Annotated in this window: 20 protein-coding genes; 7 read left to right on the forward strand and 13 right to left on the reverse strand. The window is 64.0% G+C overall.

Translation table 11 applies throughout. From position 1 onward, the window contains the following. Positions 1–237: 237 nt before the first annotated feature. The 5 genes from A7X12_RS17280 to A7X12_RS17300 form a co-directional block, all read right to left on the reverse strand. On the reverse strand, positions 238–1,158 hold the full coding sequence (locus A7X12_RS17280) for a metallophosphoesterase family protein (RefSeq protein WP_064313034.1): 921 nt from the start codon (positions 1,156–1,158) through the stop codon (positions 238–240). A 97-nt stretch (positions 1,159–1,255) separates the two neighbouring features. Further along, positions 1,256–3,742, reverse strand: coding sequence for a TonB-dependent receptor domain-containing protein (locus tag A7X12_RS17285; RefSeq protein WP_064312699.1), 2,487 nt, complete (start codon positions 3,740–3,742; stop codon positions 1,256–1,258). A gap of 81 nt (positions 3,743–3,823) precedes the next feature. Beyond that, positions 3,824–4,768: a FecR family protein gene (locus A7X12_RS17290; protein WP_064312700.1), complete on the reverse strand. Its 945-nt coding sequence runs from the start codon at positions 4,766–4,768 to the stop codon at positions 3,824–3,826. Then, a complete protein-coding gene (locus A7X12_RS17295; RefSeq protein ID WP_232318561.1) occupies positions 4,726–5,442 on the reverse strand; it encodes an RNA polymerase sigma factor in 717 nt (238 codons plus the stop codon). The genes A7X12_RS17290 and A7X12_RS17295 overlap by 43 nt, the downstream gene beginning before the upstream one ends. 38 nt (positions 5,443–5,480) lie before the next feature. Then, positions 5,481–6,215 carry an SDR family oxidoreductase gene (locus A7X12_RS17300; RefSeq protein WP_198162065.1) on the reverse strand — a complete coding sequence of 245 codons (735 nt, stop codon included), beginning with the start codon at positions 6,213–6,215 and terminating at the stop codon, positions 5,481–5,483. Between the two features lie 132 nt (positions 6,216–6,347). Between A7X12_RS17300 and A7X12_RS17305 the strand changes: the two genes are divergently transcribed. The 6 genes from A7X12_RS17305 (at position 6,348) to A7X12_RS17330 (ending at position 14,621) form a co-directional block, all read left to right on the forward strand. Further along, entirely contained in the window at positions 6,348–6,659 is a 312-nt protein-coding gene (locus A7X12_RS17305; RefSeq protein ID WP_064312703.1) for an ArsR/SmtB family transcription factor, read from the forward strand. Positions 6,660–7,369: 710 nt separating this feature from the next. Continuing rightward, positions 7,370–9,730, forward strand: coding sequence for a hypothetical protein (locus A7X12_RS17310; protein WP_232318562.1), 2,361 nt, complete (start codon positions 7,370–7,372; stop codon positions 9,728–9,730). A 21-nt stretch (positions 9,731–9,751) separates the two neighbouring features. After that, positions 9,752–10,657 carry a hypothetical protein gene (locus A7X12_RS17315; protein WP_064312705.1) on the forward strand — a complete coding sequence of 302 codons (906 nt, stop codon included), beginning with the start codon at positions 9,752–9,754 and terminating at the stop codon, positions 10,655–10,657. A gap of 3 nt (positions 10,658–10,660) precedes the next feature. Beyond that, positions 10,661–12,019, forward strand: coding sequence for a hypothetical protein (locus tag A7X12_RS17320; RefSeq protein WP_064312706.1), 1,359 nt, complete (start codon positions 10,661–10,663; stop codon positions 12,017–12,019). A gap of 596 nt (positions 12,020–12,615) precedes the next feature. Further along, a complete protein-coding gene (locus A7X12_RS17325; RefSeq protein WP_064312707.1) occupies positions 12,616–13,356 on the forward strand; it encodes an alternative oxidase in 741 nt (246 codons plus the stop codon). A 395-nt stretch (positions 13,357–13,751) separates the two neighbouring features. Next, on the forward strand, positions 13,752–14,621 hold the full coding sequence (locus A7X12_RS17330; protein ID WP_084445642.1) for an alpha/beta fold hydrolase: 870 nt from the start codon (positions 13,752–13,754) through the stop codon (positions 14,619–14,621). A gap of 61 nt (positions 14,622–14,682) precedes the next feature. Here the strand turns inward: A7X12_RS17330 and A7X12_RS17335 are convergent, their stop codons facing one another. From A7X12_RS17335 to A7X12_RS17370, 8 genes are all read right to left on the reverse strand, one after another. Next, positions 14,683–15,054 (reverse strand): hypothetical protein, encoded by a 372-nt coding sequence (locus A7X12_RS17335; protein WP_064312708.1) that lies wholly within the window; start codon positions 15,052–15,054, stop codon positions 14,683–14,685. 350 nt (positions 15,055–15,404) lie between these two features. Then, complete coding sequence (locus A7X12_RS17340; RefSeq protein ID WP_064312709.1) at positions 15,405–16,148, reverse strand: acetoacetate decarboxylase; 744 nt, start codon at positions 16,146–16,148, stop codon at positions 15,405–15,407. After that, positions 16,145–17,326, reverse strand: coding sequence for a patatin-like phospholipase family protein (locus A7X12_RS17345; protein ID WP_064312710.1), 1,182 nt, complete (start codon positions 17,324–17,326; stop codon positions 16,145–16,147). Before A7X12_RS17345 ends, A7X12_RS17340 begins: the two co-directional genes overlap by 4 nt. A 16-nt stretch (positions 17,327–17,342) precedes the next feature. Next, complete coding sequence (locus tag A7X12_RS17350) at positions 17,343–18,125, reverse strand: 3-hydroxybutyrate dehydrogenase (protein ID WP_064313036.1); 783 nt, start codon at positions 18,123–18,125, stop codon at positions 17,343–17,345. 255 nt (positions 18,126–18,380) lie between these two features. Next, entirely contained in the window at positions 18,381–19,769 is a 1,389-nt protein-coding gene (locus A7X12_RS17355; protein WP_064312711.1) for an efflux transporter outer membrane subunit, read from the reverse strand. Continuing rightward, complete coding sequence (locus A7X12_RS17360) at positions 19,766–20,860, reverse strand: HlyD family secretion protein (protein WP_064312712.1); 1,095 nt, start codon at positions 20,858–20,860, stop codon at positions 19,766–19,768. The genes A7X12_RS17355 and A7X12_RS17360 overlap by 4 nt, the downstream gene beginning before the upstream one ends. Further along, a complete protein-coding gene (locus A7X12_RS17365; RefSeq protein WP_064312713.1) occupies positions 20,847–22,466 on the reverse strand; it encodes a hypothetical protein in 1,620 nt (539 codons plus the stop codon). The genes A7X12_RS17360 and A7X12_RS17365 overlap by 14 nt, the downstream gene beginning before the upstream one ends. 245 nt (positions 22,467–22,711) lie before the next feature. Beyond that, positions 22,712–23,548 carry a hypothetical protein gene (locus A7X12_RS17370; RefSeq protein ID WP_064312714.1) on the reverse strand — a complete coding sequence of 279 codons (837 nt, stop codon included), beginning with the start codon at positions 23,546–23,548 and terminating at the stop codon, positions 22,712–22,714. 192 nt (positions 23,549–23,740) lie between these two features. Here A7X12_RS17370 and A7X12_RS17375 point away from each other — a divergent pair, with 192 nt between their 5' ends. After that, positions 23,741–26,548, forward strand: coding sequence for an ATP-binding protein (locus tag A7X12_RS17375; protein WP_064312715.1), 2,808 nt, complete (start codon positions 23,741–23,743; stop codon positions 26,546–26,548). Positions 26,549–26,833 lie beyond the last annotated feature (285 nt).

The raw sequence follows: 26,833 nt of genomic DNA on the forward strand, positions 1-26,833 counted from the left end.
GAACGGCCCAATTTCGCGTCTCGGACGATCTGCCTCCGGCAAAACAGACGATAGTAGGAAAGAATGTGGAGAAGGCGGCATCCGCTTTCTAGATCTTTGGGCAGTCGATCTGAAAGAAAAGCGCTGAAGCTCGTCCTTGCGTATCGATTACTGCGAACCACCAGACTAGAACACTACGATCATCATGGTGGTGGCTATCGCAAACACGGTCGAGGCGCATGGCGGAATGATCGGACGTCAGATCGGGACGTCCTCGCGATCGACGCTCGAAAAGCCATAGGTTCGGTAGCGGCTGTGTACCGAGCGGCCGGCCACCGTTATTTCCGTATAGCCTTCCGGCGTGCCGAGAAACGATCCGCGCCAGTCCGCGCCCGCCACCGCGCCGGTTGTGATGAATGCCATGCCGTTCAGCTCGATCCGTTCATAGACATGGCTGTGCGCCTGCAGCACCGCCAACACCTTATGCGCATAGAGGATGCGCAACACATCGCGGGCGTTGACGACGTTGGTCCAGTTGTGCGGCGTGTTGAGCCAGCTTTCGGGCTCGTAGCAGCGCATCGCCGTGATCAGCGGAATATGGGTGACGGCGATGATCCGCGCGCCCGCAGGCTGCGCCGCGAGATCGGCCGCCAGCCAGGCCAGCTGCTCGGCATCGACGCGGCCCTCATAGCTGCGATCGGCGGTGATGCCGACCGAATCCAGCACCACGAAATGCACGCCCTTGTGATCGAAGGCGTAATAGCGCGGGCCGAAGCGATCGGTGTAGAAGCGCTTGCCGTAATCGGGGGCGTCGGGCGAGATGCCGCTCGCCGGGAACACGCCCAGGCAATCATGGTTGCCGAGCACGTGATAGACCCTCTTGCGCAGATGCGCCCGCTCGGTCTGCTGGTAGAGGTCCATCAGCATCGTCGCGCGGGCGCGGTTGGTCTCCAGCGCGTCCTCGATATGGTCGCCATTTTGGATCGCGAAATCGACCGGCGAGGCGGAGACCTGCTCGAAGCACAGCGTGCAGCCGCGCACCGCATCGAGCTCGGGGCGGATATGGCAATCGCCTAGCAGCGCGAAGGTGAAGCTTTCGGGTGCCGCCGCGGCCCTGCGGAGCGCGAGCGGCGCGAGCGGTGCGGCGAGGGCGCCGCGCAACAGGGTTCTGCGGTGCATGTCGATCCTTTCGATACGCCAAAAGGCCGACACCTTCTGGGGGAAGGCGCCGGCCAGGGTTGGCGGAAGCGCGCGAAACGCTCCCACCGGGGAAAGCTTAGAAATGGACGCGGACGGTGCCGAACACCTGGCGCGGCGCGGCGGGCTGCAGCGTCGTGTAGGTGCCGTTCGGATCCGAGGTGACGAAGCCGGCGGTGCCGGTCGAGGCGATATACTGCTTGTCGAACAGGTTGGTGACGTTGAACTGCACGTCGAGCAGGCGGCTGAACCGGTACCCGCCGGAAAGGTTGAAGTTCACCGCGCCCGGCAGCGGCGCATCGTTGAGATAGCTGTAGTAGCGCCGGCTGCGATAATGCGCCGAGAGCGTGCCGAAGACCGTGCCGTCGTCATAGTTGAGCTCGGCATTGCCGACATGGCGCGGCGAGGCGACGACCTGCTTGCCCTTGGTCGGAATCCGCGTGCCGCCCAGCGGCTGGACGTCGTCGTCATAGGTCGCGTCGTTATAGGCCCAGCTGCCATAGAGCGACCAATGCGGCAGGAACTTCCAGTTCGCCGCCGCCTCGACCCCGCGCGACGAGACGCCGCCGACATTCTGCAGCACATTCTGGTTGCCGACCACCACCGCGCTGATCGACGAGGCGAGCAGGCGGTTGGTGAACTTGACATAATAGCCGGTGAGCGAGAGCTGCACCGCGCGGTCGTGATAGCGATAGCCGGCCTCGAAGGTGTTGGTCATCTCCGGCTTCAGATCGCCCCGGATATAGTTGAACCCGGCCTGCGAGCTGCTCGAGAAGGGCCCGCTTGAGGTGGAGGCGACGAACGCCGCCATGTTGCGGGTATAGTCGGCGAAGAACTCGCTGCCGCCGTCGAGCGTGTAGAGGATGCCGGCGGTTGGCAGGAACCAGTTCTTGGCCTGGATCGAACCGTTGATCGGCGTCGCGCTGGTGATGCTGGTCGCGGTGCTGGTCGAGACGACGCCCTTCACCCCGGCATTGATGCGCAGCTTCGCGGTCGCCTGCCAGGTATCGCCCAGATCGATCTGCACCGTGTCGGTGACGAAGTGGTTGCGGAACTTGGTCTTGAACGGATCGGTGTAGAAGCGCTGGAACCTGCTAGGGGTCACGCCTTTCTGCAGGCCGTAGAGGTAGGAGCCCTGGTCGAAGATATTGTGTTCGTACCAGATGCCGGCCTCGATCTTGTGCGCGCCGGCCTCGAACTTCAGCCGCGAGAGCACGCCCTTGCGGTTCAGGTCGTAGCGCAGCGCCGAGACCGACACGGGCGAGCCGCCATATGCCGCGGGCGTCGGATCATAGGGGTCGGCCCAGGTGCCGATGCCCTTGTCGAGGTGCAGATAGGCGGTGGTAAAGCCGGAAAGGCGCGGGCTGATCCGGTATTCGAGCTTCTCGTAGCCGAGCAGATCGCGCCGCACGCCGCCGCCCTGGTACACGGTGTCGTCGGGCGCCCGATAGGGGGCGGGCGCGGTGCCGCCGTTTTGGGTCAGCACCGCCAGCTGCTCGGCGAGTGCGAAGGTGGGGATATTGTCGAACTCCCAGCCATAGGTCTTGAGGCGGGCGAGCGAGGTGTCGTTGTAATCGTCCTCGCGGCGATCGATCAGGTCGAGAAAGGTGGTCGACGTGATGCCCTCGCCCAGCGGCTGGACATATTTGGCGTTGATCTGATCCTGTTCCTGCTTGCCCCAGCCCTTCCACTTGCCCTGGCGGTCATGGGCATAGGACAGCGCGAGCATGCCGCCCCAAGGCAGCGTGCCGGTGTTGACCAAGCCGAAGCTGCGCCAGCTGTCGGCGCTGCCATAGCTCTGCTCGAGGTCGATGCCGAACCGGGCGGTCGGGTCGATCGAGGTGAAGTCGACCGTGCCGCCGATATTGCTGGTCGAGGCGGTGCCGAGCGCACCCGCGCCCTGTGAGAGCGTCGCCGGGCCGTTATTCTCGCTGAGCAGCGCGCGGTTGATCGAGAGACCGTTGTTGTTGCGATACTGCATGTTGCCGAGCGGCACGCCGTCCAGCGTATAGCCCATCTGATCGGTGAGGAAGCCGCGGATCGAGAGCTGGGTGGCGGCCTCATAAGTGCCGTGCGCGTCCGAGGAATCGAAATTCACCCCCGGCAGCCGGCTGAGCGCGCGCAGCGGCGAGGTGCCCGGCGTGGTCTTGCGCATGGCGATTTCGGAGACGGTCTGCACCTGGCGCGATTCACCGGTGCCGAGCACGACGATTTCCTCGCCCATGGTCGCCTCGGCCGTCTGCGCCTCGGGCTTGGGTGCTTCCGCCGGGGCGACCTTGAGCGAGATCATCGAGGCGGTCTCCTCGGCGATCGCCAGGCCCTGGCCGGCGATCAGGCGGCGCAGCGCCTCGCCGCGGGTGAAGCTGCCGCGCAGCGCCGGCACCTTGCGGCTGGCCACCGCATCATAGGGGAAGATGACATGCACGCCGGCCTGGCGCGCGAAGCTGTTGAGCGCGGACGCTGTGTCGCCCGCCTTGATGTCGAATGCGATGCGCGGTGCCTGGGCATGGGCGGCAGCCGGCATCGCGGCCGCCACAAGGGCGGTCGTCGTCAGAAACTTGTGCATGGAAACCCCGCTTTTGGTAACGTTTGTCCGTGCAGGGATGGATGGGCGCGGCGAAACCGCCATTCGCGTACGAAAAAAAGATCAGCCGCGGGTTAGGACGATGCCGCCGTCGGTGCCGATGGTCGCGCGCACGCCGAACGAGCTGCGCAGCGCCCTCAGGAATTCCGCCGGGTCGCGGGTGGTGAACGTGCCGCCCAGCCGCAACCGGGCGAGCGCCGGATCGCCGATCATGATCTTGTTCGGCTGGTACCGGTTGATCTCGGCCAGAGCATAATCGAGGCTCTCGCCGTTCAGCACCAGCGTGTCGTTCTGCCAAGCGGTGATGCGCGCGAGATCTGCGTCCTCGGCGCGACGCTCGAGCATGCCCTGGGTGGCGAGCGCAACCTCGCCCGCCGCCGCCTTCACGCCGCGCGCATCGGCAATGCTTCCCGCCACCACGGCCAATTCGCACGCGGCACCGCGCAGCCGGGCGTTATAGGTACCGGGCGCGAGGCGGAACTGGCCGCCAGGCGTGCGCAGGTCGAGCGCGCGGCCGGCATCCAGCCGGATCGCCACTTCGCCGCGTTCCAGCCAGAGCTCGGCCGGGGTGGTATCGCGCCAGTAGATGCAGCTGTCGGTATTGAGGTCGACTGCGATGCCGTTTGTCACGGCCACGGTCTTGCGCTCGCCGACCGCGGTTTCCGCCTTGCCGCGCGCAGTAGCCCGGTAGGCGAAGCCGCCGCCCATCGCCGCGACGGCGACGGCACCGGCGGTCGCTTTCAGGAAATACCGGCGTGGGCGCGGCCCTTCCTCCGCAACGGCGGGGAGCGGCGAGGGCGGCAGGTCGCTCTGCGAGACGCGCAGTGCATCGAGGTCGCGCCAGCTGCCGGCGACCTCCGCAAAGGCTACCGCGTGCCGGGGATCCGCCGCGCGCCACGCCTCGAACGCCGAAACGCTCGCCGAACCCGAATCGAGTGCCGCCAGCCATTCGGCCGCTTCGTCGATCAGGTCTGCGTGGCGCTGTTCGGGGTCGATCGGGTCGGCCAAGATTCCTCCGCGGGAAGCGTGCGTTCGCGGCGGCGCTTCGTAATCAGGGCGAGGCCCTTAGCGATATGCTTTTCCACGGTCGAGAGCGAGATGCAAAGCGTCTCGGCGATCGCGGCGGGCGGCATGCCCTGGATCTTGCGCATGTGGAGCACGCGCGCGCATTGCGGCGGCAGCGCCTCGATCTGTTCGAGAAGGTGCCGGAGCTCGGATCGCCCGGCCGCAACCGCGAAGGCATCGGGTGCGGGATCGGCGAGATCGGTCATGTCGAGCGACGCCAGCAGATCGATCCGGACCACCGCGGCGCGGCGCAGCCGCTCCAGCGCGAGGTTGTGGATGATGGTTAGCACGAAGGCGCGCGGGGCGGTGATGGCACGATGGTCTGGTGTCTTTAACACCCGTGCATAGGCCTCCTGCACGAGATCTTCGGCCTCATCGCGGCCGCAGAAATGCGCGGCGCGCGCGCGAAAGGCGGCCGCGTGCGGCAGCACGTCAGCCAGAAACCAGCGATCGATGTCCCGCAGCCAGCTCAACCCATGCTCCACCTCGGTTGCAGGCGCCGCTAGCGTTCTAGTTTTACAAACTGGGGACTCGAGCAGGCTTTCCGAGGTCAGGCTGGAGGTGACCGCCCGCGCCGGCGCGGTCCCCCCCCGTGGTACGCGGTGGCGATCCAGCACGCCGCTATACGGTCAGGGCCGATCGTGCTCTGTAGTTCTTACGCCGTCGCGCCACCATCGATGTTGAGCGTCGTCCCGGTAATGTAGCTAGCATCCGGTCCGGCGAGGAACGCGACCGCACCGGCGATCTCTTCGACCTTGCCATAGCGCCCGAGCGGGATGGCGGTAAGAACCTGCCCCGCAAATTCGCTGTCGGCCGGGTTCATATCGGTGTCGATCGGCCCCGGCTGGACAGTGTTGACCAGGATATTGCGTGGAGCAAGGTCCTTCGCCCAGCCGCGCGCCAGCGCCGCCACCGCTGCCTTTGTCGCGCTGTAGACCGTGGTGGCGGGGAAGGCCATCTCGCCCGAAATGCTGCCGATCAGGATGATCCTCCCGCCATCGGGAAGGTGCGGCAGCGCCGCGCGCGTGCCGACGTGCAACCCCTTCACGTTGACGCCGAACTGGCGATCATAGGTGTCGTCGGTGTCCTCAGTGACAGCGGAAAATTCGGCCACGCCCGCGTTGTGGACCAGAATGTCGATTCCGCCCAGGGCGGCCGCGGCCTCTTCGATGCCCGCGCGCTGCGAACCGGGATCGCCGGCATTGGCCTGAAAAGCAAAGGCCGTGCCGCCCGCGCCCTCGATCGCTGCCACGGTGGCGTCCGCTGCCGCCTTGTTGCCGGCATAGGTGATTGCGACCGCTGCACCATCGGCCGCCAGTCGCTTCGCGATCGCCGCGCCGATTCCGCGCGAGCCGCCTGTAACGAGCGCCTTCTTGCCCTGTAGTGACATGTAGATTCTCCAAAAAATGTCGCTCGCAATCACGGCGTCGTGCGCTGTCGACAGCCTAGAAGATGGCGTGCCAGTTCGAAGGTTCAACATTCCCGAACTATTAAATTTATTTCGGCGCCTTATATCGGCCGGATGGCCCGCTTCACCCACCCACGGCTGGAAGATGTTCCGCTCGACCTGGCGCTGCACGCGCTGGCTGATCCCAATCGGCTGGAGATGGTCGCACGGCTGGCGGCGGCGGAGCGGTTGCGCTGCACGGATGCCGCGCCGTGCGAGTCCATTCCCAAGAGCACGCTGTCCAACCATCTCAAGCTGCTCCGCGCTGCGGGGCTGATCGAGACGACGCAGGCGGGCCGCGAAATGATCAATACCCTGCGGCGAACCGAGTTCGATGGCCGCTTTCCGGGCCTGCTCGATGCGGTGCTGGGCAATCGGCCAGCCTGACACCTGCCGATTGCGTCGAGCGTGCTCCCGGGGCCCCGGAGTAGCCGCCGCGATGCCTTTGCCAGATTTTCGTGGAGATGCGCCGCCGACGAGGCGCCCGAAATCAGCAGAATGCTGGGAGATAGCGACCAAGCGAGCGCGACCGCCCGCTGCCTCGGCGTTGCGTCTAGGTGCGTTGCCACATCGGACAGTTCAGCCAATTGGAGTGGGCCGAAAGCCGCTCAGGGGGAAGGAGGACGCATACCGAGCAGCTCACAAGGTTCGTGCGCGGCACTGAGAGCGTCAGCTTATGCCGACTCCGGTCATTCCGGGCTCTTGGTGCGCTCGGGTCACCACCGCCACCAATGCGACCGTTGACGGGACCCGCCATGTCCAACGAAAGCCGACATAGCTTCGCCTCAATTGGTACGAGGAAAGCCCTGAATATTCTCGAAATTCGCCATCGGCATCGATCCACGTGATTGAAATCACGGTATAAGCTGAAATATGAGTGGACAAATTGCACCCATTAATGTAATATAAATACGTAGGCTCACCTTGCGATGGTGAGCTAGGTAACCGTGCATACAAGTGGCTGTACGCGTTCAAAAACATCATAAATGTAAAAGAAAATAGTCGCTGACTGAAAACGTCTTGCTGATATCGGCAGATTATAGTCGGAGGGGATAGTGACTACAGAGCTGGCAAAGTTCAAGGAAGCTTACGCTACCATGACGGTGGCGACCTATGAGCCACTCATTTTGCGCTGGATATCTGGCTGGACACTCCGAACCGTCGCAGGAACAATCGCCAAGCGCAAAGCCAAAGCGGACATATTGAAGCGCCACGCTGAAGGGGCTGCATCGACTGCGATCGCAATCGCCAGCGTCCGTGCAACGACCCGCGTCAAGAGCCTTCCATCCGCTGCGGCGATGGCCGAAATGGTCAAGGGTCGGGACCTGGTCAACCATGACGATGCCGAGCGCGCTGAAACGGCTGGCGTGCATAGGCTTGAGCTCAAGGGGTTCCCGCAAGCAGTCGCCTATCGCGGCGTGATCCACCCCTTTGGTTTGACCCTGAAGCCTAGCGAGCAGGCGCTGCGCGCCAAGAGCATGTCGAACATCGCAGATGATGTTCCCACCTATGTGGCGGGCAACGCGATTTCCCGCGAAGATAATTTTGATCTGAAGGCTGCCCAGAGCGAAGTCTTCCGGACCATGGTGCAGGCGGTTAAACAGGCACCGGATGGCGACGTCGGCAAAGCGTTGCAGCTGCATCTGAAAGATAGCGGAATCTACCAGTTCTTCCCGGAAATTCGTATCGAGGAAGCCCTGTCGCCTATTGGCATCGCGCATTTCTACCGTCAGCTTTATTTCAACGCCGAAGAAGGGTTCGGCCCGATCGAGCAAGCGTTCACGGTGGCGCCGCTCGAGACGCTCGAGGTGGTCTACGAGACCGTTCGCAAGCAGATCCACGAGGAGGTGCTTGAAGTCGGGCTGGAACAGGTCAGCGAAACCGCAACCGAGGAAAAGAATACTGACGAGGTGTCCGACAAGGTTTCCTCGATGATCCAGCGCGATTCCTCGGCGGCGATGTCGGCAACCGTGTCCGGCTCTATCGGGGTCTGGCAGGCCAGCGCTTCGGCCAATGCGAGCTTCAAGAATGCCAGCCAGCGGGGCCGCGAACAGACATCCCGCCGCTTGAAGGAGGTCACCAACCGCGCTGCCGAACGCATCACGAAGACATTCAAGCTGACAACGCGCGATGTCACCGACATCACGACCACCAATCTGACGCGCCGGATCATCCGCAACGATAGCCCCGCGCCCGTCAGCTATGGTCTGCGCCGCGTGTTGCGCCGGGTAAACGTGAAGGTGCAGGATCTGGGGCCGCGGTTGGTTTGGCAACTATATGTTCGTACGCCGGGCAAGGGGCTGGCACGCAGCAAATTCGTGCATTTCCGGGAATCCGGACCGATATCCGTGCCCAATGAACCGCCTGGCCTGCCGCCCCGGCCGGTTGGCGGAACAGACACGGGCACGACCAGTTCGAGCTTGAAATGGGACAACGGGCGAAAGACCTGGTATGTGACCATCGTCGTTCAGCCCGGCTCCGACCGCAAGGTGACGTCGGTCAGCATCGATTCGATCACCGATCTTGAGGGCGGCGGCAAGGATGATCTGGCGCCCTCGCCCAAGAATAACCTGCACTGGGGGGACAATTGGGACGCTGCTGCCCACACGTTCACCACCAACATCGCCATATTGGAAGGCGATGGGGCCAGCGTCTCGGTGAATTTCACCTATGCATGGGACCCGGCGGGCAGCGTGATTGCCGACTGGGAGGCGAAGCGGCAGGCCGCTGTCGCCGCGATCACCGAGGAACTGCTCAACAAAAAGTTTGAGCGGGAAAAGGCTCTCATCACGGAACGGAGCAAGATCAAACCCCGTCCTGCGGCCGACCTTCGGAAGGAAGAACGCTATGAAGTGATGAACAGGATGATTTCACACCTGTTCGCCAATGGCGGTAACGATCCCAGCCCTCTGGAGATCGAGTATTTCCACCGCTATTTTGAAATCGACGCGATGTTCACTTACACCCACCCTTCCTGGTGGAAGCCGCGTTATACCCCCGTGGCGACGGGCGCGGCCCGTCCCGCTTATGAGATAACCGCCGATTCCGAGCCCGCGCCACTGGGGAGTTCGCTCGGCTGGGCGATACAGCTCGACGGCGATGCGCGGCGCAACGAGTTTCTCAACAGTCCGTGGATCAGGGTATGCCTGCCCATCTATCCCGGCCGGGAGTCGGAAGCGATCGACTGGTTGTCCAGGCATGTCGAGGGCGAGGAAGGCTATGATGTCAACAACGGGCCGCTGGCCGACCTTCTGAAACAGGTCGCGCAATATCGCGATCAGGAGGCCAAGCTGGGCATCAACGGTCCGGACTATGTCACGGTCGACTCGACGATCGGCGACGAACCAGGCGATCCAAACGCGCCGCTGACGCCTGAGAACATCTATCCTATCGTTCAAGAGTTCGAGGTGACCGTGCCGACGGAGGGATTTGTCTATGACGAGTTGAAGCTGGTCTAGGCGACGGGCGGGTCTCGTCCAATGACCGACGTCATCATCGCTTATGGATGCGAGATACGCGACACCAGCAACGAGAAAGACGTTGTCGCGTATCTCAACGCCAATGCCGATTCCGCAGGCACCGGCAAATGGACCTATCCGAAAGGAGCCAAGACGCACACGGTAAGCCTCGTCTATACCAAGTCGGCATTTGCCGCGGCGCTCGACAAGACCGGTGCGGTGGTTGTCTATGATGGCCATTCGCGTATCGGTCAGGGGCCGGTTTTCGGTCCGGTAAGAACGCCGACCTGTCCCGGAACGACCGCGTTTCCGACCAACCCTTGGGCCGACAATTTTCGAATGGGGTGGGACTTTGCTGACATAGACTGCATCGGCGACATCATGCACCATGGCATCAACCCCGCTGAGTTCACATTGCCGACATCGACAAGGGGTGTGTTCGCGTCCAAGGGCCTGCTGAAAATTGTCGAAGATGCGATAGCCGCCAAATCGACCAGATGCGGCACGCCAAAGGCATGGCGCAGCCTGTCCGCCTGTTTCCCGAGGGCGGCCGCCCAGGCCAACTGTCGTGGCGCAACGCCTCTGGCGGGGAGGCATTATTACCGGTCACGCAAGGGCGGAGCCGATTTCGACACACTGGTGAAAGTGGGCGATGCGGACCTCAAGAAACATAAACTTGCCTGCGCGGTGCTATTCATGAACAGCTGCTCGAGCAAACGTCATTTTCTCGGTGCGTTGAGACGCCAGAAGGCGGCAGCAAAATCAAAATGCGTGTTTTATCTCACCGGCGATTCTTGCAGCGCGAACACGACGCTACTGTTCCTGAAAGCGGTTCTGGCCGGGACTGACGTGTCCAAGCGATCCAAATCCATCTTGAAGGTCATGAACGGCTTGGTCGGTTCCGGTTTCATCAGTCTCGAGAAATGACCCATGATCAGCGGTGAAGACAATATGGAGATTGCCTCGCTGATCAGCGGAGGTGACGAGGCTATAGAACGTGGCGGCGAGCTGCTTGAGCGCCTTTTGGCCGAACACCCGGAATGGGCCGAGACTGCGGTCCCGTATCTGGCAACGGGGCAGCCTTCGCTGGTGGCTGCTGCGCGACGTATCCTTACAATGTTCGATGAGCAGGCTTTGTGCACGATCGCGCGCGGCTTCGAAATCGACAACGCGACGGCGCGCTTCCATATATTGAGTGTACTTTGGGCACACCTGATTGCCATGGACCTGCGTGAGCGGGCCGAATGGCTGGAAGAGGTTGCGCCGCATCTGCGACGGGGACTGGGAGACATGCGCGTTCCGGTTCGCGGTTTCAACGAACCGGAAATCGTCGAAATCGAGAATGACTATCGGCTGTGTGACGAAACCTACCTGTTTCTCAATCGCATGCTTTCCCTCGACTATGACGACAGCGTGTTCGCCATGTTGGAAGAGGAAGCGCGCACACCCGTTGTGCAGCAGTTCGAACGGCGCTTTGACAATCTGTTCGGCACGCCTGCGGCGGTCGCGCGCAAAGCGGCCAAACAGTCGACGCTCCTAACCGAACTGACCATCGTCGCACAGTTTCCGGAGATATTCACCTTCGCTGACGCACAGGAGGAGCGCGACAAAGCTAAAGCCGGCCAATGGGCGCCCACAACCAAGGATTTTCTCGCTGTAGCACAGGTGGATACACCCAACCCGAGCAAGGCAATTTTTGAGGTCGACTCGTTTCTCGGTTTGTTGTCGGCGATATTGTTTGATGATCCCGCGAAACCAGACAGTTCTGCTTTTCGTCCGCTCCAGTCGATCAAGCGCGTCAACATTCTGACCCATGGTAATCCCGGCCTGATCGCGATGTCTGGGACGGTGGACAAATCGGGCGGAGTTTTGTTGTCCACGGCAGGTTCCGGTTCGCAGAATCTGTCGGGGCCAATAGACGTCGCCTCCGTGCAGGTTGCGGCGGACCCCAATCTGCTGCTCTCAAATGGCAAGCCACTGGCGCAGTCGCTGCGTGACCGTTTTGCCGCGGATGCGGAGGTTTATCTGATCGCTTGTCACAGTGCGATGGGTTTATCATTGCCGTTGATGCAGGACATGCATGGTCTGTTCAAGGTCAAGATCTGTGCTTTCACTAAGGAAATCGCCTATTGCCCCTCGCTCGACGCCACGCATATTGTCGATCGCGCTTTCACGGCAATCGAAAATTGCAACAACGGCTCAACGCGGGGATACAAGCATCTGGTACCCGACCGCATCGTGGGCAGCGGAGCGGCGTCGAGCCGACGGCCAAATGATACGTCGTCATAAATCTCTATGTGTTAGAGCTGGTACCTATAAACGGTATTTCCTCGCCACACGCTATGACCGAACAGCTGCCATCTTCCTCGGCAGCATGTACTTCGGTCATTTTGAGTGCCTTAGACGCATCAAATCACGCTGGAAAGTCAACTGCGAGGCGTGCGAAGCATTGTAACTTATTATATCATCAAATATTAAAATATGAAATCGTTATCGAGTTTCCGCTTTGCAAAGGTAATGCTGTAGTCTTTGAATTGCTTATCGAGAAAATTAGAAAACATTCTAATTAGTGAAGTCGGTAAAAAATCGAGAACACCATCCATGTTTTGAGATGGTTTGAATCGGATCAAAATCAACGACGTTCCTAACCGTAAGCCAGCAGCACATCACCTGTCCTAACGTCGCCTGCACCTCCACCAACGCTAGATCGGTCCCGTTCTGTAGCGAGACTGGACCTTTCGACCCCGCGATCGACCCGAAATCGGGGGGAGGGGCGCGCGATGGCGTGCGTGGCGGCACGCTATCCGGTCGAGCCTCGCGCAGCAGTTGGTGCCACCGCGCAGCGCAATGCTTCGCGGGGTGCCGTGGCATGGAGGAAATGCGCCATGAATCCGGTTCCTGAGATCGACCTTACCGTCCACCACCGAGCGGATGGTGGATCCGATCGGTTCGCGCTGGCGGTGACCAAGCTTCTGCGCTTCTCGGCCGACACGTTCTTTGCGAAGCGTTACGGCCACCGTGCCATCGTTCTCGAAACGGTGGCGGCGGTGCCGGGCATGGTCGGCGCTACGCTGACCCATTTGCGCTGCCTGCGCCGGATGGACTCGGATCACGGCTGGATCCGCACCTTGATGGAAGAGGCCGAGAACGAGCGGATGCATCTCATGACCTTCCTTGAGGTGTGCCGGCCGACGCTGTTCGAGCGGTTGATTGTGATGGTCGTGCAGTGGCTGTTCTATTTCGGGTTCTTTGCCCTGTACCTGATCAGCCCAAAGACGGCGCACCGCCTGGTCGGCTATTTCGAGGAAGAAGCTGTGATCAGCTACACGCACTATCTCGTGGAGATCGATGCAGGACGCAGTGCCAACGGGCCTGCTCCGGAGATCGCCCGCCATTATTGGGGCTTGCCCGCCGATGCCACGCTGCGTGATGTCGTGCTGGTGGTCCGCGCGGACGAAGCGCATCACCGCGACGTGAACCATGCGTTCGCGGCCGAGTTGAGTGCGATGGCGCCCGACCCTGTTTCACCCTATCCCTGGCATGCGGTGGAACTGGATGCGCCGATCGAGCCCGCAGCACCCGCATCGGCCACAACGATCTCGACGCGGAATGGGGAGGCGGTCTGAGCCGTTCGGGCGCCAGCCTTTCGTGAGGGGGGCGTATCGTACGGACGCCCACGCACGGGGATCGAACGACGCTCCGCCAAGAGCCGCGCCTCGGCGGTAGCGGGATGGATGACCGCCTTCTCACCCGCCGGGCCCTCAAGACCGCGTTGTTTCGGTTCTCCGTAAGGGTGCTTTCTGCTCCCAGGGAAGAAACGAGAGCACAAGAATGAGCGGGGGCGGTCACGATTCTGGCGAAGGCCCGATCGACCGCGAGCGGCTGTCCATCCTTTGCGGATAGACAGTGGATTCCACGCTCTTTGCCGGCACCCATGGACCGTGCCCCTTCAAGGACGTGATCCCGAGCGGTCAGGTCCGACCCTTTCGCTTGAAAATCAACAGGAAAGGAACACGAAAACATGCCATTCGTGGAGAATTTCCGCTTCGTCGGGTGCGACGGCAAGGTGATTGCGGGTTTGCACTGGCATGCAGAGGGCGAGCCCCGCGCTGTCGTCCAGATCGCGCACGGCATGGGCGAGCATGTCGGCCGATACGCCGAAACGGCGGCCTTTCTGGCCCGGCACGGCCTTGCCGTCCTCGGGAATGATCACCGGGGCCATGGCAGGACGGGAATTGCGACGGGCGAGACCGGAACATTCGGCGACGCAGGTTTTGAAGGCCTCGTCGCGGACATGGGACGGTTGCTCGAGATATGCCGCGCTCGGTATCCGGGGCTGCCCGTCCTCCTGCTTGCTCACAGCATGGGGTCCTTCGCGGCCCAGCAGCTGATTCTCACCCAGAGCGACTTGTTGTCCGGATTGGCCCTTTCGGGAACCGGCGCGCTGGATGCGCTGTTCGACGCGTTGGAGCGGCTGAACTTCGACGCTGCCAGATTCACCAATTGGGCATTCGAGCCGGTCAGGACAACGCATGATTGGCTCAGCCGCGATCCTCGCGCCGTCGATGCGTTTCTCGCAGACCCGCTGTGCTTCGCGGCACTGGATCATGACGCGACCGCGTCCTTGGCACGAGCCGCGCCGATCCTTGCCGATCCTGCAGCACTGCGCGCGATCAGGCCGGATCTGCCGGTTTATTGCCTGGCCGGTTCGCTTGATCCGATCGGGCTGCAAGCCACCGGCGTAGAGCTTCTGATACAACGATACGCCGCCGCGGGCATGCGGGACATCCAGCGCGACATCTATGACGGCGGGCGGCACGAGATGCTGAACGAGATCAACCGGGCGGATGTCCGCGCGAAACTGCTCGACTGGATCGAATCCATCCTCTGATCGCGGGTGACCGGTTCGAAGGCCAGTCTCTTGTCGCCGCTTGCGACAAATGCGCCACTCGTTAGCCACCGCTTCGTCTGTGTCTGTCGCTCTCGCAGCGCCAAGCACGATGCCGCGCAAGAACGAAGGCAATCTGCGTTTGGCGTACTCCCAACTCCAGCGCCTCGACGCACGCAGCCTCAAGCGTGGCATCATCCCTGGCGATCCCGACATTGACTACAAGTGCCCGCAGCGCCTCAAGGCGACGGTCGGCGAGCGCATTGCTCGGCTCTTCGAAATAGCGGCTGAGCACGTGCCCGCGACGCGACCTTTCCTTGGCCAGGTCCATCTCGCCGACGCTAAGGGCCAGGGCCTCGATATCGGTGAAAAGCGGCCTTCGATCACCCGATGGGCAGTTCTGATCGCCGTGAGAGGTTCGATCCATCTTTCGCATCGGCAGGATCCCTTTCCAACAATGTTCGGCCCCTGCGATCGATCGAACCGGCGTACTTCAGGGGAACAATGGACCGGCGGATTGGGGGGCGATACCGCCGGTCCATTGTTCGGCGGCGCGTCTTGCCGGCGCCGCCGTGGGGAGCGAAGCCGATACCAAGGAGTGCGCCGGCGATAGCCGATCGCGTCTCACCGTGACATGGCGAGATGCGATAAAGCCCGGGGGGCGGGGGAGGGCATGCGGCAATCCTGACGCCGCATCGGCCAGATCCCAGCCCATCGCTGATCGCGGTGGGGCGTAATCAACTGCCTGGGCGACCCGACGGGTCGTCACCGGCAGCCAAAGCTCGCCTACCTGTTTTCGAGATAGTCGAACACGACCTTGCCCAGTCCCAGCGTGAGGTCGGCAACGAAATGGGTCGTCGACACGAGTTCCCGTATCGGCAGATCCGCCACCGGGGCCAGCGCATGCGGGACCAGCGACAAGGCCCCTGGACCCGTCCAGACGCCCTTCAGATGAATGTCCTCCAGATGGTACTCGACGAGCTCGCAGATGCGCGCCGTTCCATCGACATGTGGAATGATCTTCAGAAGGAAGTTGGGGGAGGCGAGTGCGTGCAAGGTCGCTTCGGTGTCCCCCTTCTGGTGCTTGTAGCCCATGGTCCCCGTCGCAACGCGTACCGGCCCATAATCCAGCGTGCCGACAAGCGTGTCGGTCTCCGTCTGGAGGCTTGGGCCGGCGAGCTTCTTGGGAAAACCCCATAGCTCCCGCCCGCCCGCGATCGGGGGGTGGTCGTTCAGGAACATGTTGAGCGTGTAGTTCCCGCTCCTGCCCCGGAAGCGAACGGGGATGACCTGACCGGCCTCGGTATAGTTGCCGAAGCCGGTCGAGTCCGGCATGCGGATGAACTCGAATTTAACCAGGTCGGAGACGACCTCGAGCGGCTCGGGGACGATCGCACGGAGCTTCTCCGGGTCGGTACGGTAGGTCAGGATCAGGAATTCGCGATCGCAGAACCGGTACGGTCCCGGCGGATAGGCGGGTTGCGTCAGCGGCATTGCGAACGCGCGATTGCGAACCTCGGAGATATTCATGAGAGCCTCCCGTCGGCGGCGATGTCGAAGGTGAAGACGCCATCGGCGCTGGTCGGCCGCTCAAGCACTTCCGGATGCCGCAGCGTCCGGATCGTGTCCGACAGTCCCGCCGCCCAATGATCCTCCATGCTCCGCGTGGAAAACTCGAAATCCTTCGACTCTCCCTCGGTGCGATGTGCCTGATAGATGAGCTGGATGATGTTGTAGACCTTGCGATCGGACTCCGGCGCGAGCAACGCATATTCCGGCGTGTCGCGCAGATGATCGGGAAGTTTCGAAATGAGTTCGGTCAAGGCGCTGCGCAGCTGCTGCTCCTTTCTGAACTGATCGGATCTTGCCCGCGTGCGGCTCGAATACTGGATTTCCTTCTGGCGGGTCATCACTTCCGGCATCGTGCGGGGGATGGCACCGCGCGCGCTCCAAAGATCGACCTGGAAGGCGAGCGTGTCCTGGCGCTCGGCACCATCGACAACCCATTGGAGCGGCGTGTTCGAGACGACGCCGCCGTCCCAGTAATGTTCGCCTTCGATCTCGACCGGCGCAAAGGCAGGGGGAAGGGCGCCGCTGGCCATGATATGCTCGGGTCGGATCCTGTGCGTCCGGTTGTCGAAATAGACCAGATTGCCCGTCGCTACGTTCACCGCGCCGACGCTGAAGCGCATTTCGCCCGCATTGATCCTGTCGAAATCGACCAGCCGTTCGAGCGTGGTCTTCAGCGCGGACGTGTCGTAGAAGCTGATCGCGTCCAGCGTGCCGGCAGGTGCGAGATAGGCGGGGACCATCCGCGGCGTAAAAAAGCCTTCGGCGCCGCGAAAGACAGCGTCGGCGGCATGCCAGTGGTTCGCCCAGTGGCGGACCAGGTCTCCGCCGAATGGGCCGGGGGTTCCGACCCAGTCCGACCAGGGATCGGCGGTGACGGTCTGCCAGAAGGCACGCAGCTTTTCGACGCGCACCTCCGGCGGGTTGCCGGCGATCAGCGCGGCGTTGATCGCGCCGATCGAAATGCCGGCGACCCAGTTCGGGTGGAGCGACGCTTCGGCCAGTGCTTCGTACACGCCGGCCTGATAGGCGCCAAGGGCGCCACCCCCCTGCAAAACCAGCGCGATGCAATCGAAGGGAACCGGGTGCTGCACGCGCCCGACCCGCCCAAATCGCTCCGTTTTCAATGCGATATTCATTGGATCGTCCCCTTGGCTATTGCATCGCCCAGCCGTGGCTGACCACGATCGACTGGCCGGTCAGTGCATTGGAAGGAAATGCCGCGAGAAACGTCGCGCACCGCGCAACGTCGTCGAGCGTCGTGAACTGCCCGTCGACGGTCTCCTTGAGCATCACGTCGCGGATCACCTGCGCTTCGGTGATGCCGAGTTCCTGCGCCTGTTGTGGGATTTGCTTCTCGACGAGCGGCGTTCGGACAAAGCCCGGGCAGACGACATTGGCGCGCACGCCGTGATCGGCACCTTCCTTCGCGACGACCTTGGCGAGCCCGAGCAGCCCGTGTTTGGCCGCGACATACGGCGCCTTCAGCTTGGAGGCTTCCTTGGAATGTGCTGAGCCGATGTAGATGATCGAGCCGCCGCGCTGCTGGGCGTACATCCGCTGGAGACAGGCGCGGGTGGTGAGGAACGCGCCGTCCAGATGGATCGCGAGCATCTTTTTCCAGTCGGCGAAATCGAACTGGTCGACGGGCGAGACGATCTGAATGCCTGCGTTGGAGACGAGGATATCGATTCCGCCAAATCGATCGCATGCCGCCCCCACGCCGGCATCGACCGCGCCCTCGTCCGTCACATCCATCTTCACGGCGAGGACGGATGCGCCGCCCGGATCGAATGCATCCGCAGTCGCGCGTGCGGCGTCGATGTTCAGATCGGCGATGGCGACGTTTGCGCCCTGGCGGAGGAAGTGGCGGGCGATTTCCTTGCCGATGCCGCTGGCCGCGCCCGTGACGATCGCTGTCTTGTTTCTCAACTCCATTTGAACCTCCATTGGTCTGGGCACCCATTTCGGGCCGAGGCGGATCCAAAAGCGGGCAGGACCGCGCGTTGTGCTACCGGTCTAAAGACGCTTTCATCGCGGTTCTGATGTGAGGGACTGTTAGTGCGCTGGTCCGCTGCCATTGCCCGATGGCGACGCTTCGGGCGGAGACCCCTCGCTGCATCGTTTCAACGCCAGTACACCCCAAGCGGGCAGGGCCATGACGACCAAGCGCAAGATCAGGCGTGCCACGGATCATTGCTCCAGGAGCTCCGAAGGCCGCCAGCCGCCCCCAAGCGCCTGAAAAAGCGCGGCCGACGCGAGCAGGCGATCGCTGCGCGCCTGCACGAGCGACAATTGCGCAGACAACAGGCTGCGCTCGGCATCGAGCTGTTCGAGATAGGGCGAATAGCCCTCGCGATAGCGGCGCGACGCAAGCTGCTCGACCCGCAGGAGCGCGGTCTGCTGGCGCGTCAGCAATGCCTCCTGTTCTCCGTATCGTTCGACCGACGCCATCCCGTCTTCGACCTCGCGAAGCGCGGCAAGGGCGGCCCGCCTATAGGCAAAGGCGGCCTGATCGCGGCGGGCGGCAGCGCCGTCTGCTTGGGCGCGGATCCTTCCGCCGTTGAAGATCGGTGCCAGGATGCTGCCGCCCAGCGAGAAGATCGAAAGCGGATCGTCCGGGAGCAGCGACGATGCGACACCGCCACCGGATGCTGCCAGCTTGATGTCGGGCAGGAAGGCGGCGCGGGCCGCATCCAGCGCGCGATCGGCGGCGACGATCTGTTGCTCGGCCGCGGCGATATCGGGGCGCTGGCGAAGCACGCGCGCCGGCAGCTGGGACGGGATTGCGGGGATGCTCAGCGCCGTCAGCGCCGATCCCCGCGCGATGGGACCCGGCGCGCGATCAAGCAATATGCTGAGGCCGTTCTCAATCTTGGTGATCGCAAGATCGACGGTGGGGAGAACCTGGGCTGCCGCCTGATACTCCGCTTCGGCCTGCGCCAGGTCGAGCTGCGAGCCATATCCCGCCTCGGCGCGGCGCCGAATGAGCTTGAGGGTGTCGGCGCGCGCGTCCAGCGTGCGGCGCAGGATCGCACGTCGCTCGTCGAACGTCCGTAGCTGGACATAGCCGCTGACTACGCCTGCGGCGATGGCGAGCCGGACGGTTGCGCGGCTGTCATCGGTGGCGAGGAGCTGTGCTTTGGCGGCAGCGACGCTGTTACGCAGCCGGCCGAACAGGTCGAGGTCGAACGACGCTTGGACTTCGCCCTGCATTGCCCACTGATCGACGTCCATCCCGAAGGGATTGACGTTGCGGGTGCGACCGCCCGTGCCGGCGGCTTGCACCTGCGGCATCCTCGCGCCGCGTGCGGCGGCGAACTGGGCGCGCGCCTCCTCGACGCGCGCGGCGGCGATTGCGATATCCGCATTGCGCGCCAGTGCCGCTTCGACGTGGCCGTCCAGCGTGGCGTCCCCAAAGCTGCGCCACCATTGCGCGTCGATGGCGGTGGGCGATCCTGCGCGACCCTCGCGCCACTGGGCGGGCGGCGTCACCTCGGCCGCCGGCGGTGTTGCCGGGCGGGGACCGGCGCATGCCGACACTAGGAGGGCAAGGATGCCCGTGGCGGTCCGTCCCCTCATGGCCGGACGCTCGTGTCGATCCGGACCTCCACCGACATCCCCGGACGCAGGCTCCTTGCCTGCTGCAAGCCGGGGTCGATCGCGATTCGCACGCCGATCCGCTGCGGTATCTTCACGAAATTCCCGGTCGCATTGTCCGGCTTGAGCACCGCAAACTCCGACCCGGCGGCGGGCGACAGGCGCTCGACATGTCCCGTCAGCCTGGCGCCGTTGAGCGCGTCGACGGTCAGGCGCGCCGGCTGGCCCGGACGAATTCGCCCCGTCTGGGTCTCCTTGAAGTTGGCGATAACCCACCGATCGGGCGGCACGATCGCGAGCAGCTGCGATCCGTTGGTGACGTAGCTGCCCACCCGGATGCCCACCTCGCCGAGGACGCCGCCCTCCGGCGCGCGGATCACCGTGTGCTCCAGGTCGATCTCGGCTGCGTGCAATTGCGCGCGCGCGGCTTCGACCTGCGCTTCGAGGCCGCCACGGCCGACCTCGACCGTTCGTATGTCCTGGCGGCCAATCTCGCTGCTAGCCTGCGCCTGGCGTAGCTGGGCCTGTGCCTGGGCAAGCGCCGCCAGCGTCTGGTCGCGCTCGCGCCACGAGATCGAACCGTCGCGGGCAAGATCATTGGCCCGCGCCATGTCGGCCCGCGCTTTGGCGAGTTGCGCTCGGGCGCCTTCGGCTGCCGCCACCTGGCCTTGCAGACCGGCGGATCGGGACGCGCGAGCCTGGGTGGAATTGGCGAGCGCGGCCTCTGCCGCCAAGAGATTGGCGCGTGCCTGCTCGACGCGGGCGCGATAGACGCGGTCGTCGATCCGCACCAATATCTGGCCGGGCGTGACCACCTGATAGTCGTGGACCAGCACCTGCAGGACATAGCCGCTGACTTGGGGTGCGATGACCGTGACCCGGCCGCGCACATAGGCATTGTCGGTCGCCTCGTCCCGTCCCGCAAACGGCGGCAGATTCCAGGCTGCAAGGACGAGCAGAATGCCGGCAAGCGCCAGCGCCACCGTGGCGGCGATCCGTATCGGGCGCTTGGTGGCGGGACGCCATTGCGGCGCCGCGTTCCCCAGCGGTGGGGCGTCGTCAATTGCTGTCATTGGTCTTCTCTCGGTGGCGCGCGACGAGCAGGGTCGCGAAAAGATAGGCAGCCGTGGCCAGGGCGAGCATGGCGACGAAACGGAAGGTATCGTTGAAGGCGATCACGGCGGCTTCGCGCGCCATCGCCTGTCCCAGCGCCCCTGCACCCTGCGCGGCGCGCTGGGCGGGATCCGCGAGCACGGAGGCCAGCGACGCGCTGCCGCTGCCGATCCGCGCGACGACCTGCGGATCGCTCGCCAGCATGTCGGCCGCAAGCGCGTTGCTGGCGTTGCGCGCCCAGATCGTCTGCAGCGAGCCGAGCAGCGCCGATCCGATGAGCCCGCCGACGTTCTGCGTGATGCTGAAGGTCACGACGAAACTGACGAGGTGATCGCCACCCCGCTGGATCATGCGTAGGAAGCCGTAGAGAAGCGCCGGCCCCACGAACAAGGTGGTGCCGAAGCCTATCAGGGCCTGGCTCAGGATCAACTGTGCCGGTCGGGTCAGCGTGGTCGCGTCGCTATCCAGCCATGCGCCGGTTGCGATGATGAGGGCGGCGACCAGAACCTGCCAGGGCAAGCGGCGTTCGGACAGCGTCAGCGCGGCGGCAACGATGCCGAGCAGCATCGCGGCCGCGACGACGAAGAAGAGTGTCCTCAGCTGGTCGTTGTTGAGTCCGCCGAGCGTCAGCAGGCCGACCGCGCCATAGCTTTGCTCGGCGAGTGCCAGCCGCAGTATCAGCGCCACGGCGGCGAAGCGCAGAATGCCCCAGGTGCCGATCCACTCGAAATGGACCAGCGGATCGCGCCGGGTCGTCTCGTTCAGAACGGCACCCGCGAGCAGAGCGACGGAGGCTGCCAGCGCCACGCCGAGCCAGGGCGTGTCGGACCACCAGAGGGTTCGGCCTTGACCGATGACCTGGCAGAGCAGCAGCAAGCCGGCGGTCGCCAAAGCAATTGTACCGAAATCGCGTGGTGCGAAGGCGGTGCTCCTCTCGCTGGGCGGCAATGGCAGGGCGAGGAGGAGCGCGAGCGAGACCAGCGCCAGGGCGACTTCGATGGCGTGCAGGCCCCACAGTCCGTTGTCGACCAGCACCCCGACGGGAACGATCCGGGCCAGCGGCGTTCCGAGCTGAGAAAGGCCCATCCCGATCACCGCGCCGACCGGCTTTGCCTTGGGCGGGAAAGCCTGCATAAGATAATAGATGCCGAGCGTAATCAGCGCGGCGGCTGCCATCCCGCTGGCGGCGCGGACGAAGGCGGCCGCCCAGAATGTCGCGAAGCCGAAATGGACCAGCGCGGCGAATGCATAGATGCCGAGGAAGAGGCAGGTTACCTGCGGGATGCCGAATTGCGCCCGTGCCTTCACCAGCGAGAGGTTGGCGGTCGCGTTGATCGCGACATAGATCGCCGGCAGGGCGGTCGCCTCGGCCGCGAAGAGTCCGAGAGGGCCAGCCACGTTTCCCGCATTGACCGTCGTGAGTGCGTTACCGAACGTCGAGGTAACGGCCAGGACCATGCCGATGGCAAAATAGCCGAGGCGCCGCTCCGCGGGATGCGGGGGCGAGAAGGGCGACCCCGGGAAGAGCGGGCGCTCCTCGGCCCGGAAGGCATGTTCCCCGCTCATGACGATGCGGACGGAACCGCGTCGCCGAGCACGCGCGTGCGCATCACCGACGCGAGGGTAATGCGGGCGTGCGGACAGGCTGTGAAAAGATGTGGGATCACGGGTCAAACCTTTTGGCTGCGCCGAGCATGCGCCGCGCTGCACGGCGATAGATCCTGAGGTGCCGCGCCGGACGCGAGTGCCTGTTAGCGCGGGTGAAGCGCCAGGGGGCGGCGTCGTCCCGCCTGTCGCCGACGAAGCGCGATTCAGTCGGGCGGCGTCCGGGATGCCCCTTCGCGCAGCGCTTCCCGCGGGAGCCTTTTGAGGATCGCCTGGGCCATGCGTTCCTGCACGTCGAGTTCGCCCTCGCCGACGATATCGATGCGATCCGACCACAGGACCTGCCCCCATCGACTGGACAGTTCCACCGACACCCGGCGTGTCTCCTGCACCCGGCGGATCGTGCCGTGCAGCACAAGATCCGAGCCGGCGTGCGCGGCGACCTCGTCGAGCGAATAGCGGCTCTCGCGAAACTGGAACATGATCGCGCGCGGCGCCACTCGGAGGTGCGCGTCGCGCTCCGCCGCGTAGATGATCTCGTCCGTCACCCCCGCCGCGAAAGCCTTTTCGTGAACGCAGAGCGCGGTGAACGGCAACACCGCCAGCACCGGCATCCCCGGTTCGGCGCCCGCCGCTTCCGCGGCTATGGGCGAGGAATCCTGTCGCTGGTGAAAGCGCGGGGCATAGCCGCCGGTCGGAATCGACACGATCACCGCATCTTCCCGGCCTGGCCCGGCATAATATGCCGCAAGCTTGCGGCGCAATCGGCGCGCCTCGACGCGCACGGCGGAATCGATACGCGGGTCATATTCGACGACCCCGCCATATAGCTCGACGCCGATCACCAGTTCCTTCAGCGTCGTCGCCCGTCCTGCCAGCGCTTCCTCCACCACGAAGTGCAGAAAGGCGTACAGCTTGTCCGAGCCGATAAACGCATGGGCGCGAAGCCGTTCCAGCTGCGCCCGCACGGCCTCTGGTGTTGGCCGATGGGCGGTTTCCACGGCACCGGCGTCGACCGGCGGCGCAATCGTTGCGAGGCGCATACACTATCTCCTGATGCGAAGCCGTTGGGGACGTCGAGCAAATCTCGGTCCTCGTCCCTGCGTGGTCCGCCTAGAGGAACCGACCAAAAGCGCCGACTTAATGGATGCCAAAGGCTGCTAATTCGCGCATACGGTTAGCGCTAACGTGTCCGCGGGGCGCACGTAGGTGGGAGGGCTGGACGCCAGACGGTCATGAGCGATCGGAGCATCCGGTTTGGCGTGTTTGAGCTTCGCCCGGAACGGGGGGAACTGCTGAACGGCGGTCTTCGCGTCGGCCTGGGATCGCGCGCGCTCGAGATCCTAACGCTCCTTGCCGAGCGCGCGGGCGAGGTCGTTTCGGTGCAGGAAATCTCCGATCGGGTCTGGCCGAACATCTTCGTGCAGGAAAACAACCTTCGCGTGCACATCACCGCGATCCGGCGGGCGCTGCGATCAGGGGCGGGGGGCGATGTCCAGATCGTCAATATACCGGGCCGCGGTTATCGGCTGCATGCCGACGTCACGATCGAGGCGGGAGGAAGCAATGGGACCCCGGTGCCGATTTCCCCGGAAATCCGTCCGCTTCCGCTTCCCGTGCAGATCCATCCACTGATCGGGCGCGAGGCCTGTGTCGCCGAAGTGTTGGACAGCGTCGCAAGGCATCGGCTCGTCACAATCGTCGGCGCGGGCGGCATCGGCAAGACGAGCGTCGCGTTGGCGGCGCTGACACAGCTTCGTGCCGCCACCGCCGTTTGTTTTGTCGATCTGACGAATTGCACGAGTCTTGCGCATGTGGCCACCGCCACGGCCGCGGCGCTGCAAACGCCCATGGGCCAGGACACCATGCCGGCACAGCTGGTAGAGCGCTTGCGCGCGGCTGAACTCGTGCTGCTGATCGACAATTGCGAGCATCTGATTGATATCGCCGCCAGGGCCGCAGAGGCGCTGCTGCAATCCTGCCGGGGCGTGACGTTGCTGGCGACGAGCCGTGAGCCGCTAAGGGTGCCAGGGGAGGTACAGGTGCACCTCCAGCCCTTGCCAGTACCTGCTGCCACGGATGTGGTGGCGGCCATCGCCAGTAACCCATCGGTCGCGCTGTTCTCAGAGCGTGCGGTAGCGGCGGCCGGCGGATTCCGGCTGGTCGAGGAGAATGCGCGGCAGGTCGCGGCAGTGTGCCGTTCGCTGGACGGGCTACCGCTTGCGCTGGAACTGGCGGCGGCGGCGATGCCGATGGTGGGGCTGGAGGGGCTGTCCAGCGGACTGGCAGGGCGCCTGTCGTCCATTACCTTTGGTCGCCGCACCCTCGCGCGCCATGAAACGCTCGAAGCGATGCTGGACTGGAGCTTCGAACTGCTCGCGCCCGACGAGCGGCTGGCGTTCGGTTGTCTCAGCCTGTTCCGCGCCACCTTCGATCTTGCCGCTGCCGTGCAGGTCGCGGCGCCGAACGGGGCGGAGGACAGGCGGACCGCGCAGGCCATCTTGCAACTGGCGGCCAAGTCGCTCCTCTGCATCGAGCGATACCAGCAAGGCGTGGCCTATCGTCTGCTGGAAACGACCAGAGCCTATGCCCGTCGCAAGCTGGAGGATTCCGGTCAGGCGGAAATCGCGGCGCGCCGGCATGCGGAATGGGTTGGAACGCTGCTGGATCGCGCCCAGGCCGATTGGCCCCGGCTGGATCGCGCCGACTGGTGGGACCGTTATGGCAATGCGATCGACGACGTGCGCGCGGCGCTGGCGTGGTCCCTGGGCGCGTCAGGCGACAAGCAGTTGGGCATACGCCTGACTCTTGCTTCTGCCCCGCTGTGGCTCGGCATGTCGCAGTTCGCCGAATATCATCGCTGGCTGGAACAGGCGCTTGTCACGCTCGACGCGCTGAGACGGCGTGGCGGGGCCGAGGAGATCCAGCTGCAGATCGGGCTGTGCGTGCTGCTGTTTCACGCCGACCGGCCCGGCGAGGCGTTCGTGCGCGCGGCGACGCAGGTGCTGCGCATCGCCAAGAAGATCGGCGATCCGGTGGCCCGGGCGACGGCGCTGTGGATGCTTTCGGGCCAGCGCGGGATCATGGGCGATCATCCCGCGTCCCTCACGCTTGCGCAGCAGATGCTGGCGGCCGAAAGCTCGGACGCCGGTCGCGATCTGCAGGATTTCGCTCGACGGGTGGTCGCGGGAATGACCTTTCGCGTGGGGCGCGTGGCAGAATCGGCGGCGATCGGGGCCGAACTGGTTACCCAAGGCAGCGAGCGCACCGCGTATGGCGCGGTGCTTCGGTACGATCATTCCACGATATTGCGGGGCAACCACAGCGTCACGCTGGCAGTCCAGGGCCGGCTGGAAAGTGCCAGGGCAATCATTATGGAAACGGTGATCGATGCCCGGCGGATGCGCAATCCGAGTTCTTTCTGCTATCTGCTGGGCAGCGCGGCCTGCCCCGTCGCGCTGTGGCTGGGCGACGACGAACTGGCCCGGCACTATGCCGAACTGCTGGGCTGTGTGGCGGACGACAACCGATTCACCTACATGGCCGAACTAGCCGCGTGGTTCTCGCGGATCGCCGATCTGCGCACGGGAAAGTCGCTACAGCCATATCCATTGGACCGAATTCGCCCGCCCTTGCCGCACGACAAGGACGTCTTCATCACCGCCTGCGCGGCGCTTTGCGATGCAGAAGCGTTGGCGCGGGCCGAAGCCTGCGCGCCACATTGGGCGACTGCGGAAATCCTGCGGGCCGATGGTGAGAATCGGCTGCGCAGCGGCGACATCGTGGCGGGGCGCGCCCAGTTCGAGCGGGCGCTGGCGATCGCCGAGGCACAGGGTGCCGGGCTGTGGGCGCTGCGTGCCGCGACGTCGCTCGCCCGCCTGTCGACGCCGGTCGAGGCGGCGCGCATCCTGGTGCCCGCACTCGCGCGTATCGAAGGCGACGAACATTATCCGGACGTCTGCACCGCGCGTGCCTTGTTGTCGGACTGCGCTCATTGGGGCGGCGCCGATTCGGCTTGGCCGTCTCGGCCGTTCGAGTTTTGATCGCAGACACGGATCCGATCCTGCGGACAGGCGACGGCACGTGCCGGCAACGGAACGCGGGTGATCGCCACGGTTCTGTGAGTCATATGTGGGCCGGCAGCGAGAACGAGTTGCCAAAATTTTGCGGCGGGAGCCGCCAGCGCGAAATCAAAATATCAGGGCGCTACGGCCAGTGGAGCGATCATGGCCGCCGATGGCCGCTCTCAGCCCAAGCGGTCGTTCTCACCCGTTGATGGCACCGTCTTAAGTTGGTCGGGGAACTGCCGCGAGCGAATCGCTCATTGA

It is taken from the genome of Sphingomonas sp. TDK1, from assembly GCF_001650735.1.
GTDB lineage: Bacteria > Pseudomonadota > Alphaproteobacteria > Sphingomonadales > Sphingomonadaceae > Sphingomonas.